The sequence below is a fragment of the Zafaria cholistanensis genome (assembly GCF_008580665.1).
Lineage (GTDB): Bacteria > Actinomycetota > Actinomycetes > Actinomycetales > Micrococcaceae > Zafaria > Zafaria cholistanensis.
Genome location: NZ_BKDJ01000009.1, coordinates 99,594 through 111,359 on the forward strand (window position 1 = coordinate 99,594; position 11,766 = coordinate 111,359).

The following is an 11,766-nucleotide window of genomic DNA, read 5'->3' on the forward strand; positions in this document are numbered from 1 at the left end:
GACGTGGACAGGCGAAAGCCGCCGGCGCTCGCGGGCGCAGGCGGCTAGAGGTGCTTGTAGACGTCCTGCAGGCTCAGGCCCTTGGCCAGCATCAGAACCTGCAGGTGGTAGAGCAGCTGGGAGATCTCCTCGGCCGCGGCCTCGTCGGACTCGTACTCGGCCGCCATCCAGACCTCGGCGGCTTCCTCCACGATCTTCTTGCCGATGCCGTGGACCCCCGAATCGAGTTCCGCGACGGTGCGGGAGCCCGCCGGGCGGGCCTCGGCCTTTTCGGCCAGTTCGGAGAAGAGGGTGTCAAAGCTTTTCACCATCCAAGGGTATCGGTTGCCCCCACGGCGGCGGGCAACGGCCGCCCCATTGTGACGAAGCACACCACACCGGCCCCGGAGATGACGGCGGCGGCGCGGCGCTTTCCCTGCGGAAGGTGCCGCGCCGCCGCCGTGCCGGGGCCAAGCCTTACCGGCCGGCCAGGACCAGCGCGGTCTGCAGGGCCGCGGCCATGGCCTCGTGGCCCTTGTCCTCGGAGGAACCGGCGCCGCCGTTGTGGCCGGCGAGGCCCGCGCGGTCCAGCGCCTGGTCCTCGGTGTCGCAGGTGAGCAGCCCGAAGCCGACCGGGGTGCCGGTGCGCACGGAGACGTCCGTGAGCCCGGCGGTGGCGCCCTGGCAGACGAAGTCGAAGTGCGGGGTCCCGCCGCGGATGACGACGCCGAGGGCGACCACCGCGTCGTAGGCGGGGGCAAGCCGGGCGGCGGCGACGGGCAGTTCGAACGCGCCCGGCACGCGCACGACCTCCGGGGTGGCAATGCCGGCGTCGGCGGCCGCGCGCAGCGCGCCGGCCACCAGCCCGTCCATGACCTCCTGGTGCCAGCTGGCGGCGACGACCACGGCCTTCAGGCCGGCCTCTCCGGCGGCCGCGAGTTCGGCTGCGCCGACGGAGGGTGCTCCGTGTCCACTCATGTTTTCCGTCTCCTTATTCGGGGGTGCCGGCGCCGAAGGCGGCCGGATCGATGCTGTGGCTCATGCGGTCCACCTTGGTGCGCAGGTAGCGCTCGTTTTCGGGGCGGGCGTCGATGGCGCTGGAGATCACCCCGGCAACCTCGATGCCGGCCTGCTGGAGCCACCGGCTCTTGAGCGGGTTGTTGGTGATCAGGCGGATCCGCTCCAGGCCCAGGCTGTGCAGGATCGCGGCGGCCGCGTCGTACCGGCGCGCGTCCACGGGCAGCCCCAGCTGCTCGTTGGCCTCGACCGTGTCGGCGCCGCCGTCCTGCAGCGCGTAGGCACGGATCTTGTTGGCCAGGCCGATCCCCCGGCCCTCGTGGCCGCGCAGGTAGACCACCGTGCCGCCCTCGGCGGCAATGGCCCTGAGCGCCGAGTCCAGCTGCTCGCCGCAGTCGCAGCGGTAGGAGCCGAAGATGTCCCCGGTGAGGCATTCGGAGTGCAGGCGCACCAGCGGGGAGGCGTGCACCGAGGGCATGGACAGGGTGAAGTGCTCGTCCCCGCTGGCCCGGTCGGTCCAGGCCTGCACGGCAAAGGTGCCGTGGGCGGTGGGCAGCTGCACCACGGGCCCGCCCAGGACGGCCGCCGGCGCGGTCGGCTCCGGGGCAAGGGCGCCGGCATCGGCCAGGTGCGCGGCCAGGTCCTCGATGCTGACCAGCGGGATCTCCCACTGGCTGGCGAACTCGCGCAGTGCGGGCAGGCGCATCATGGTGCCGTCATCGTGGACGAGTTCGGCGATCACGCCCACCGGCTCCAGGCCGGCGAGCCGGCACAGGTCCACCGAGGCCTCGGTGTGTCCGCGGCGGGCCAGTACCCCGCCCTCGACCGAGCGCAGCGGGAAAATGTGGCCCGGGCGGGTGATGTGGGCGGAATTGGACCCGGGGTCGGCAAGCAGGCGGGCGGTGGTGGCGCGGTCCGCGCCGCTGATCCCTGTGGTCACGCCGGCAGCGGCGTCGCAGGAGACGGTGTAGGCGGTGCCCTTGGCGTCCTGGTTGTCCGTCACCATCGGCGGCAGGCCCAGGGCGTCGGCGCGGTTGCCGGGCATCGGGCAGCAGATCACGCCGGAGGTGTAGCGCACCGTCCAGCCCATGAGCTCGGGGGTGGCGAACTCGGCGGCGAAGACGATGTCGCCTTCGTTTTCGCGGTCCTCGTCGTCAACGACGACGACGGGGCGGCCCGCGGCGATGGCCGCGATGGCGTCTTCGATGGGGTCCAGCAGGCTCATCGCGCATCCTCTCCGGCAAAGGCGGCCAGGCGCTCGGCGTACTTGGCCAGGACGTCCACTTCCAGGTTGACCGGGTCGCCCGGGGCACGCAGGCCCAGGACGGTGTCGCGCAGGGTGGTCGGGATCAGGCCGACCTCGAACCACTGCTCCGGCTCGGAGGCCGCGGAGACGTCGGTGACCGTCAGCGAGGTGCCGTCGATGGCGATCGAGCCCTTCCGCGCCACGTACCGGGCCAGGTCCCGCGGGATGGAGAAGCGCAGGCGCTCCCAGTTGCCCAGGTCCTCGCGCTCGAGGAGGGCCCCGACGCCGTCGACGTGCCCCTGGACGACGTGGCCGTCCAGGCGGCCGCCGGCGGGGACGCAGCGTTCCAGGTTGACCGTGTCTCCCACCTGGAGCGCGCCCGTGGTGGAGTGGCGCAGGGTCTCGCCCATGACGTCGATCTCGACGCTGTCCCCCTCGAAAGCGGTCGCGGTGAGGCAGACGCCGTTGACGGCGATGGAGCCGCCCAGGCCCAGGTCCGCCGCGTGCCCGGGGGCGGAGACGGTCAGGACGACGGCGTCGCCCCCGCCGGCGGGGCGGATCGCTTCGACGCGGCCGAGGCCGGTGATGATGCCGGTGAACATAATGCTCAGTTCCTTTCTTCCGCGCGGACAGGCGCGGGGTGCGCCGGGGCGGGCGCTGGTTCGAGATGGAGCAGGACGTCGTCGCCGAGGCGCTGGTGCGCGGGACCGCCGGCATCGTCCAGCCGCCAGCGGCGGGCATCGGCGAGGGTGCCGATGCCCAGGTCCCCGACCGCGGGGCGGCCCGCCCCGAGGAAAAGCGGGGCCTGGTACAGCCACAGCTCGTCAACGAGGTCCGCGGCCAGGAAGGCGGTGGCGATGGCGGCCCCGCCCTCGATCATGACGTGGTCGGTGCCCTCGGCGGCCAGGGCCGCCAGGGCCTCGGAAGGGTCTCGGGTGGCCAGGTGCACCCAGTTGCCGTCCCCGCGCACGGCGGCGTCCGCGGGAACCTCGCGCCGGCCCATGACCACGCGGCGGGGCTGCCGCGCGGCGGCGGTACCGTCGGGGTTTCGGGCCGTCAGGCGCGGATTGTCGGCGAGCACGGTGCCGGTGCCGGCGAGGATGGCCTCGGCGCGGGCACGCACGCCATGGCTGTGCGCCCGGGCGGCGGGGCCGGTGATCCACTGGCTGGTGCCGTCGGCGGCGGCGATGCGCCCGTCCAGGGTCTGGGCCAAATGCAGGGTGGTGAAGGGCCGCTGGGCGGAGCGGGCGGCGAACCAGCGGTGGTTCAGTTCGCGGGCGCGCTCCCCCAGCAGCCCGGCGCGGACCCCGATGCCGCGGGCGGCGAGGAACTGCGCCCCTCCGCCGGCACGGTCGGTGCCGTCGGCGGTGGCATAGACGAGGCGGCCGATCCCTGCCGCGGCAATCGCCCCGGCGCAGGGGCCGGTGCGGCCGGTGTGGTTGCACGGCTCAAGCGTGACGACCATGGTCAGCTGCGCCGCTTCGGCCGGGTCCACCGGGCCGAGGGCGGCCAGTGCGGCGGCCTCCGCGTGCGGGGTGCCGGCGCCGCGGTGGTGCCCGACGGCGCGCACGGCACCGTCCGGCCCCAGCACCACGGCCCCCACCAGCGGGTTGGCGCCACGCACGCCGCGGCCGGCCTCGGCCAGCGCCAGCTCCATGGCGGAGCGCTCGGCATCAGTGAAGGCGGCATCGGTAAAGGCAGCATCGGTAAAGGCGGTGTCCGTGGCGGCGGTGCCGTGTGCCGGGGCGCGGGCGGGTGCGCGGTCGGCCGGCATCAGCGCACCGCCCGTGCCGCGTGGGCACCGGCCCCCGGGCCGGCGGCGGGGCCGGCCATGACCGCCAGGGCGGCAGTGGTGTTGACAGCTTCAATGAGCCACCGCAGGGATTTCAAGCGTTCCTCCTCGTGAGCCGCGGCGGCTCCGGGGGTTACGACAGTGCGGCAGGCCCGGCCGGGCATCCCCAAAGGATGCGCCAGGCAGGCTGAGCTACCCTGTACGTGCTTCTCCCATCCAGACTTTACTGTCGGTACCGGAATTCCACCGGCTCAGCCGTGGTGCCAAGGGCACCTCGGGTCGCGGACTGTCACCGCCGGTTCGGAATTTCACCGACCCCGGAGCACGTTCTGTAGTTGTACTTTCATTCAACCACATGTTCGGTGGCGCCCGGCGTTGCCTGTGCCACATTGCGCAACGTTTCGACCGCCGCCGCGGGGTCCCCGGTGCCGTAGACGCTGGAGCCGGCCACGAACACGTCGGCCCCGGCCTCGGCGGCGCGCAGGATCGTGTCCCGGGTGATGCCGCCGTCGACCTGCAGGGCGATCGGCAGCCCGGTTCCCTCGATCGCGGCGCGGGCGCGGCGGATCTTCGGCAGCACCAGGTCCAGGAACGCCTGGCCGCCGAAGCCCGGCTCCACCGTCATGAGCAGCAGCATGTCCAGTTCGGGAAGCATGTCCAGGTACGGCTCGACGGGAGTCGCCGGGCGCAGGGCCAGGGACGCCTTCGACCCGCGGGCACGCAGCTCGCGGGCCAGCTTCACCGGCGCCGCCGAGGCCTCCGCGTGGAAGGTTACCGACGAAGCGCCGGCGTCGGCGTAGCCCGGGGCCCAGCGGTCCACCTCGGAGATCATCAGGTGCACGTCCAGGGGAAGCGGACTGACCTCCCCGATGCGCCGGACGACCGGCAGCCCCAGGGTCAGGTTGGGAACGAAGTGGTTGTCCATCACGTCCACGTGCACGGCGTCGGCGGTGGCGATCCGGTGCAGCTCCGCCTCCAGGTTGGCGAAGTCGGCCGAAAGGATGCTGGGGTGGATGCGGCAGGAGCGCATGGGTCAGTCCTCCGTAGCGGGGATGCCGGGGGCCCCCTTGGTGAGCAGGGCAAGGAACATGGCGTCGGTGCGGTGCACGTGGGGCCACAGCTGGACGGTGTTTCCCGGTTCGACGCCGTTTCCCGGTTCCGCGCTGCTTTCCGGTTCCGCGCTGCCGCCCTGCGGGCGGCGGGCATCGAGCGGATGCGCGGCCCCGAGGGTGCCGCCCAGGCAGACCGCATCCGCCGCGGCCCCGGTGTCCAGCAGCCGCGCGTCCGGGTGGCGCCTGAGCGCGTCCTCGACGACGGCGCGGGTCTCGGCCGGGTGCGGCGAGCAGGTGACGTACGCGAGGACGCCGCCGGGACGCAGCGCGGACAGCGCGGCGTCCAGCAGCTCGCCCTGCAGGATGGTCAGTTCGGCGATGTCCTGGGGTGACTTGCGCCAGCGGGATTCGGGGCGGCGGCGCAGGGCGCCGAGTCCACTGCAGGGGGCATCCACCATGATGCGGTCGAAGCGTCCGGCATTGTCGGCGTTACCGTAGTCCCGGCCATCCTCGACGGTCAGGATCCAGTGCTCTTCGGGGACGGCCTGGAGCGCCCTGCGCACCAGCTCGGCGCGGTGCGGCGTGGGCTCGTTGGCGGTCAGCGTGGCCCCGCGCCGGGCCGCGACGGCGGCCAGCAGGGCGGCCTTGCCGCCGGGGCCGGCGCACAGGTCGAGCCATACGGAGTCGCGTCCTCCCCCGGGCAGCTCGGCATTGGCCAGCGCCCAGGCCACCAGCTGGGACCCCGCGTCCTGGACGCGGGTGGTGCCGCCCCGCACGGACTCCAGCCGGGCCACGTCACCGCCGGCGTAGTAGGCCGACCCCGGGACCAGGGTCCCCGGCTCCGCGCCCTGGGCCAGCGCCTCGTCGAGGGAACCCAGGCCCGGCAGGGCGACCAGGTTGACCACGGGGGCCTGGTTGTCGGCGGCGAGCAGGTCCTCGATCTCGTCCGCGCGGCGGCCGTGGGCGGCCAGCGACTGGCGCAGCGCGCGCACGATCCACTCCGGGTGGCTGTGCTCCAGCGCGGAGCGGGAGACGCCGTCTTCCAGGTCCTCCAGCAGCTCGGCGACCCATTCGTCGCGGTCGCGGGCGGCGACCTTGCGCAGCACCGCGTTGATCAGCCCGGAGGGGCCGGCGCCGATGACGGCCCGGGCCAGGCCCACGGTCTCGTCCAGTGCCGCATGGGTGGGCACGCGCATGGACAGCAGCTGGTGCGTGCCCAGCCTCAGGGCGTCCAGCACGGCCCCGTCCAGCTGCGGCAGCGGCCTGTCCACGCAGCGGGCCAGCACAGCGTCGTAAAGGCCCTGCTCGCGCAGGGCGCCATAGGCCAGTTCGGTGGCGAAGGCGGCGTCGCGCCTGTCCAGCCGGCTCTCGCGGATGCGGGCCGGGAGCACCAGGTTCGCGTAGGCGTCCTCCTCGGCCACCGCGCGCAGGACCTCGAAGGCCACCAGGCGCGCGGGGTCGGCCCGGCGTTTGCGCTGGGAGGGGGCAGCGACGCTGAACCGGCGCTCCCCCGCGGCCCCGCGGTTGCGCTGGCGCCCCTGCTCGTTGCGGCGTCCGCCGCCATTTCCGCGTTCGCTCATGCGAACACCACCTTCGTTTCGCCGCCGAGCCCGCGGGCCCAGTCGGAAGCGTCCATCGTCTTTTTGCCGGCCGGCTGGACCGCGCCCAGCTCCACCGGGTGGGATCCCGTGCCCACCAGCACGCGCGGGCGCTTGCCCGGCAGGACCGCCACGTGGCCCGGTTCCAGGGCCGGGGTGTCCGTGCGGGGCACCACGGGGCCAAGCTTGAAGCGCTGGCCCTCCAGGGTGGTCCATGCCCCCGGTTCGGGGGTGGTGCCGTTGATCCTCCGGCGCACGGCCAGGGCAGGCACGGTCCAGTCGACGCGGCCGTCCTCCAGGCCCAGCTTGGGGGCCAGCGAAACCTCCCCGGCCTGCGGCACCGCCACCAGCCTCCCGGCGTCGATGCCGGAGAGCGTCTGCGAAAGCAGCACGGAGCCGCTTTGGGCCAGGCGGGCCAGCAGCCCGCCGGCGGTGTCGTCCGGGCCAATGGCCTCGGTCAGCTGGCCGTAGACGGGCCCGGTGTCCAGCCCCTCCTCCAGCAGGAACGTCACGGCACCGGTGATGTCGTCGCCGTGGATCACGGCGTGCTGGACGGGGGCGGCGCCGCGCCAGGCGGGCAGCAGGGAGAAGTGCAGGTTGATCCAGCCGTGGCGCGGGATCCCCAGCGCGGCCGGCGGGACGAGCCCGCCGTAGGCGACGATCGCGGCCACGTCGGGGCCGGCGGCGCGGATGGCCTCCCGGGCGGCGGCGTCGATGCGGTTGGCCCGGATGACGGGCAGCCCCAGTTCGGCGGCGCGCGCCGCGACCGGCGAGGGCCGGAGCACCCGCTTGCGTCCCACCGGGGCGTCCTCGCGGGTGAGCACGGCCACCACGTCGAAGCCGTCCGCGACGAGCCGGTCCAGCGACGGGACGGCCACCTCCGGCGTTCCGGCGAACAGGACCCTCACAGCGCGGTCCCGAACGCGGAGCCCAGGCTCTTGGCGCGGGTGGCGACGGTGGTCTGGGCCACGCGGTTGTAGCCGGCGTTGCGGATCTTGCGCAAGGCGTCCTTCTTGTCCTCGCCCCGGAGGCGGTCGATGTAGAGGATGCCGTCGAGGTGGTCCGTCTCGTGCTGCAGGCACCGGGCCAGGAAGCCCTCGCCCTCGACCACCACGGGATTGCCGTCGACGTCGACCCCGGTGGCGCGGGTCCAGCGCCGGCGCGGCACGGGGTAGCCCAGGCCCGGGATGGACAGGCACCCCTCGATGCGGTCAGCCTGGAAGTCCTCGCTCAGTTCCAGCACCGGGTTCACGATGTGTCCGCGCCGGCCCTCGATCTGGAAGGTGAATACGCGCAGGCCGACGCCGACCTGCGGGGCGGCCAGCCCGGCGCCCTCCACGTCCTCCATGGTCTCGTCCATGTCGCGGACCAGCTTGTGCAGTTCGGGACCGAAATCGGTCACTTCTTCGGCCCGCGTGCGAAGGACCGGGTCCCCCATGATGCGGATTGCCAGGACGGCCATCGGCAAAGCTCCCCTCCCGCCGGCCCGGCCGGCAATGTGCTGTGGATTCCTGAAGCTCCGCCCCCTGGGCCGGGAGCGGGCATTCATCCATTCTACTGCGGAGGCGGGGACCGGGTCGGGGCCGCCTCAGCCGGCCGGCGGAGGCGGCGGACCGACCGGGCGCAGCGGCACGCCGGCTTCCTGCACCTTCAGCCCGGAGGCCCAGACCTGCCGCAGGGCCCAAAAGCGGCTCCAGTAGGCGGGCAGGACGGCGGGGTCCACCATCATCGGCTGGACCTCCGTTTCGCCGATCGCCACCCCCAGCAGCATCGGGTCCGTGCCGTAGGGCCACGGCTTCCAGGTCCCGGCGGCGGGATCGACCAGCATCTCTTCGGCCTTGCATCCGGCGGCCAGCTGCATCACCACCTTGGGGTCCAGCGCCTTGACGCGGCCCTCGCGGTCGGTGCCCTTGGTCTTGTAGTCGATCAGGCACAGCCGTCCGCCGATCTCCGCCACCAAATCCAGGGTTCCGGCGTAGCCGACGCTGTGGTTCCACACGGTGACCTCCGCGGCCAGCGGGACCACGCGGTAGGTTTCCCACCACTGGTCGAACCGGGCCGCGAAGGCCCCCTCCCCGTGCCCCTCCAGGGCCGCGCGCGCCGCCGGGGCCTCGTGGGGGCGGCCCAGCGCGGCCAGGGCGACCTGCTCGCAGTAGTGGTGGACCCGGTCCCCGCGCGCGGCCGCGGCGTCCCGGTAGGCGTCCGCGGCCCCCGAGGCCTGGCGCGCGACGGCGCGCAGCTTGGCCGGGTCTCCCACGGCGGCGGCGAGGCGTTCGTCCTGGACGGCGGCGGTCGCGGCCATGTGCCCGATCCACCCGCCCATGCCCGCATCGGCCTGGGCGATGACGGTGGTGATGGAGGGAACCTCCGGCGTGCCGCCGATGCGGCGCGAGTACATGCGCCCGAAGGGGGTCTGATGGGCCAGGGCGGGGGAAGTCATGCCTCCGATTCTGGCACGCTTCCCTGACGGCCTGTCCCCGTTTCCGGGCTGACCTGCGGGAGCGTGAGGGCGCGGACGGGGGTTGCCGGAACGCGCCGGCCGGGGGCCGGGCGCGGCCCGTTTTGCACTTGGACGATTCGTCGTATAGAGTCTTCACTCGTTGGAACGCACGGAAGCGGTTCGGAAACGAAGCGCAAAGCCTGCGGAAACCACACGCGGACATAGCTCAGTTGGCTAGAGCGCCACCTTGCCAAGGTGGAGGTCGCGGGTTCGAATCCCGTTGTCCGCTCGCAAGTCACTGGATGTGGCCGGTTCGCCGGTCCAGCCGGGAACGGTTTACCGTTTCAGGCCACGGTGGGGTGGCCGAGAGGCGAGGCAGCGGCCTGCAAAGCCGTATACGCGGGTTCGAATCCCGTCCCCACCTCGCATAAGGTATGCTTGCAGCCTTGAATGGAACGGTCCGGGCCTCAGCCCTGGACGGAGTGCATTCACAGGCGCGATTGGCGCAGCGGTAGCGCGCTTCCCTGACACGGAAGAGGTCACTGGTTCGATCCCAGTATCGCGCACGGAGAATCCCCCACGCGGGGAGTTCCTCTTGCGGACATAGCTCAGTTGGCTAGAGCGCCACCTTGCCAAGGTGGAGGTCGCGGGTTCGAATCCCGTTGTCCGCTCCAAGGACATTCCGGCCCCGGCCGGCATGGAATTGACGGCTTGCGGGGCTGCTCCAGGGCAGTCCATAGGGCAGGCGCGATTGGCGCAGCGGTAGCGCGCTTCCCTGACACGGAAGAGGTCACTGGTTCGATCCCAGTATCGCGCACGGAGAATCCCCCACGCGGGGAGTTCCTCTTGCGGACATAGCTCAGTTGGCTAGAGCGCCACCTTGCCAAGGTGGAGGTCGCGGGTTCGAATCCCGTTGTCCGCTCCATGTGCTTCCGCGAAGCATGCAGAAAGGCCCCCGGTTCGCCGGGGGCCTTTCGTGTTTGGTCCGCCGGAGAACCGCATCCGTTTCCCCGCACCCCCTGTTGCGGCCCTGCGCGGCCCCCTACCATGGATTGCGGACGGGAGCGGTCGCGGCTCCCCGGACGAAAGGAGGTGCCTGTTTGTCTATCATTGACGCGCTCAAGGGCAAGACCGAGGAGCTCAAGGACAGGGCCACCCGAGCGACGCGCGCAGGCGCGGACAGGGCACAGCATGTCGTTGAGAGGGCCGGCGGTTTCGCCGGCGGGGCCGGTGGCAATTTCTCCGGCCACGTCGGGAACGCCCGGCAGGCCGCCCACGGCCTGGCGGACAGGGTCGGACGCAACGGCGCAGGACCCGCGTCGGCATAGTCTTCGGCCGCCCGGGCCTTAGGGTCCCAGGGCACGGCAAGCGGGTGCCGGTCCCGCCGCGAGGCGGCACCGGCACCCGTCGTCGTGTGCGGGGACTCTCCGCGTGCGGGCCGCTTCCTGCAGGGTTGCTTCCTGCAGGGCTTTCCTACAGGGCCGCTTCGCCCTTCTGGCCTTCGCGGGCCAGTGCGGTGAGGCGGGAGACCGCGCGGAAGTACTTCTTCATGTAGCCCCCGGACATCATCTCCGGGGTGAACAGCTCGCTGAACGGCTTGCCGCTGGCCACGATGGGGACGTCCTTGTCGTAGAGGCGGTCGGCCAGCACCACGAAGCGCAGCGCGACGGCCTGCTCGGTGATGGTGTCCACGTTATGCAGCACCAGCGCGTCGATGCCGGCGATCAGCTGGCGGTACCGGCTCGGGTGCACGCCCGCGAGGTGCTTGACCAGGTCGCCGAAGTTGTCGACCGCCAGGACCTTACCGTCGTAGCGGGTGCGCGCGAAGTCCAGCAGCTCCGCGTCGGCCACGGGTTCCGGGGCGGCCGGCAGGCCGCGGTGGCGGAAGTCCTCGCCGTCGATGCGCACCACGTCGAACTGGTCGGAGAGCACCTTGATCTCCCGCTGGAAGTCGACGGCGGCGAAACGGCCCTCGCCCAGGGAGCCGGGCAGCGTGTTGGAGGTGGCGGCAATCTTCACCCCGGCGTCGGCAAGTTCGCGCATCAGCCGCGACATCAGGACGGTGTCGCCCGGGTCGTCGAGCTCAAACTCGTCGATGCAGACCAGCTTGTAGCCGCTGAGGACCTCGACCGTCTTCCGGAAGGACAGTGCGCCCACCAGGTTGGTGTACTCCACGAACGTGCCGATGGCCTTGGGGCCGGGGGCGGCGTGCCAGAGCGAGGACAGCAGGTGGGTCTTGCCCACTCCGAATCCCCCGTCCAGGTAGATACCGGCACGCTTGGGCTTGGACTTGCCGAAGAGCTTGCCGAACAGTCCCCCCTCGGGCTGGCCCACCCGGGAGGCGAAGGTGCGCAGCCGGTGCACCGCCTCGGCCTGGGAGGGCTGTTTCGGGTCCGGACGGTAGCTGTCGAAGGACACCTCGTCAAAGCGCGGCGACGGATGGAACCCGGCAAGCAGTTCGTCGATGGACACGTGGGGCGTCCGCTGGGTCAGGTGCTGGATCGTGGCCACGGTTAAGCGTTGGTTCCTTCGCGTGCGGGGGATGGTGGTGCGGGGCGCCCGGCGCCCCGCACCACCTTACGCCTCCGCACGCCCCCGCGCCGTACCGGCCCCCCCCCCACGACGGCCGGACAACCCGGGGC

The 11,766-nt window shown here is 72.4% G+C and carries 12 protein-coding genes, 6 tRNA genes and 1 riboswitch; of the genes, 7 read left to right on the forward strand and 11 right to left on the reverse strand.

All coding sequences use genetic code 11. The features are described 5' to 3' along the window. Positions 1-44: 44 nt before the first annotated feature. The 10 genes from NCCP_RS09820 to NCCP_RS09865 all read right to left on the reverse strand — a co-directional run bounded on the left by NCCP_RS09820 (position 45) and on the right by NCCP_RS09865 (position 9,124). Positions 45-308, reverse strand: a complete 264-nt coding sequence (locus tag NCCP_RS09820) for a phosphoribosyl-ATP diphosphatase (RefSeq protein WP_149957073.1) — start codon at positions 306-308, stop codon at positions 45-47. A gap of 148 nt (positions 309-456) precedes the next feature. Further along, positions 457-957, reverse strand: coding sequence for a 6,7-dimethyl-8-ribityllumazine synthase (gene ribH, locus NCCP_RS09825; RefSeq protein WP_149957074.1), 501 nt, complete (start codon positions 955-957; stop codon positions 457-459). Positions 958-970: 13 nt separating this feature from the next. Beyond that, positions 971-2,221 carry a 3,4-dihydroxy-2-butanone-4-phosphate synthase gene (gene ribB / locus NCCP_RS09830; RefSeq protein WP_149957075.1) on the reverse strand — a complete coding sequence of 417 codons (1,251 nt, stop codon included), beginning with the start codon at positions 2,219-2,221 and terminating at the stop codon, positions 971-973. After that, positions 2,218-2,844, reverse strand: a complete 627-nt coding sequence (locus tag NCCP_RS09835; protein ID WP_149957076.1) for a riboflavin synthase — start codon at positions 2,842-2,844, stop codon at positions 2,218-2,220. The genes ribB and NCCP_RS09835 overlap by 4 nt, the downstream gene beginning before the upstream one ends. A 5-nt stretch (positions 2,845-2,849) precedes the next feature. Continuing rightward, positions 2,850-4,016: a bifunctional diaminohydroxyphosphoribosylaminopyrimidine deaminase/5-amino-6-(5-phosphoribosylamino)uracil reductase RibD gene (ribD, locus tag NCCP_RS09840; RefSeq protein ID WP_149957077.1), complete on the reverse strand. Its 1,167-nt coding sequence runs from the start codon at positions 4,014-4,016 to the stop codon at positions 2,850-2,852. Between the two features lie 218 nt (positions 4,017-4,234). Further along, positions 4,235-4,363: riboswitch (FMN riboswitch) on the reverse strand. A 14-nt stretch (positions 4,364-4,377) separates the two neighbouring features. Beyond that, positions 4,378-5,064 (reverse strand): ribulose-phosphate 3-epimerase, encoded by a 687-nt coding sequence (gene rpe / locus NCCP_RS09845; protein WP_149957078.1) that lies wholly within the window; start codon positions 5,062-5,064, stop codon positions 4,378-4,380. A 3-nt stretch (positions 5,065-5,067) separates the two neighbouring features. After that, positions 5,068-6,666, reverse strand: coding sequence for an RsmB/NOP family class I SAM-dependent RNA methyltransferase (locus tag NCCP_RS09850; RefSeq protein WP_149957079.1), 1,599 nt, complete (start codon positions 6,664-6,666; stop codon positions 5,068-5,070). Continuing rightward, positions 6,663-7,592, reverse strand: coding sequence for a methionyl-tRNA formyltransferase (locus NCCP_RS09855; protein ID WP_149957080.1), 930 nt, complete (start codon positions 7,590-7,592; stop codon positions 6,663-6,665). The genes NCCP_RS09850 and NCCP_RS09855 overlap by 4 nt, the downstream gene beginning before the upstream one ends. Beyond that, positions 7,589-8,146 carry a peptide deformylase gene (def, locus tag NCCP_RS09860; protein ID WP_149957081.1) on the reverse strand — a complete coding sequence of 186 codons (558 nt, stop codon included), beginning with the start codon at positions 8,144-8,146 and terminating at the stop codon, positions 7,589-7,591. Before def ends, NCCP_RS09855 begins: the two co-directional genes overlap by 4 nt. 126 nt (positions 8,147-8,272) lie before the next feature. Continuing rightward, positions 8,273-9,124 (reverse strand): cytochrome, encoded by an 852-nt coding sequence (locus NCCP_RS09865; RefSeq protein ID WP_149957082.1) that lies wholly within the window; start codon positions 9,122-9,124, stop codon positions 8,273-8,275. Between the two features lie 215 nt (positions 9,125-9,339). On the opposite strand from NCCP_RS09865, the gene NCCP_RS09870 reads away from it, so the two are divergent. The 7 genes from NCCP_RS09870 (at position 9,340) to NCCP_RS09900 (ending at position 10,452) form a co-directional block, all read left to right on the forward strand. After that, positions 9,340-9,413, forward strand: a tRNA-Gly gene (locus tag NCCP_RS09870). A 64-nt stretch (positions 9,414-9,477) separates the two neighbouring features. Then, positions 9,478-9,548, forward strand: a tRNA-Cys gene (locus tag NCCP_RS09875). Positions 9,549-9,618: 70 nt separating this feature from the next. Next, positions 9,619-9,690, forward strand: a tRNA-Val gene (locus NCCP_RS09880). Positions 9,691-9,721: 31 nt separating this feature from the next. Then, positions 9,722-9,798, forward strand: a tRNA-Gly gene (locus NCCP_RS09885). Positions 9,799-9,869: 71 nt separating this feature from the next. Beyond that, a tRNA-Val gene (locus NCCP_RS09890) sits at positions 9,870-9,941 on the forward strand. A gap of 31 nt (positions 9,942-9,972) precedes the next feature. After that, positions 9,973-10,049 (forward strand) — tRNA-Gly (locus tag NCCP_RS09895). Positions 10,050-10,224: 175 nt separating this feature from the next. Continuing rightward, complete coding sequence (locus tag NCCP_RS09900) at positions 10,225-10,452, forward strand: hypothetical protein (protein WP_149957083.1); 228 nt, start codon at positions 10,225-10,227, stop codon at positions 10,450-10,452. A gap of 145 nt (positions 10,453-10,597) precedes the next feature. Here the strand turns inward: NCCP_RS09900 and zapE are convergent, their stop codons facing one another. Next, on the reverse strand, positions 10,598-11,635 hold the full coding sequence (gene zapE, locus NCCP_RS09905) for a cell division protein ZapE (RefSeq protein ID WP_149957084.1): 1,038 nt from the start codon (positions 11,633-11,635) through the stop codon (positions 10,598-10,600). Positions 11,636-11,766 lie beyond the last annotated feature (131 nt).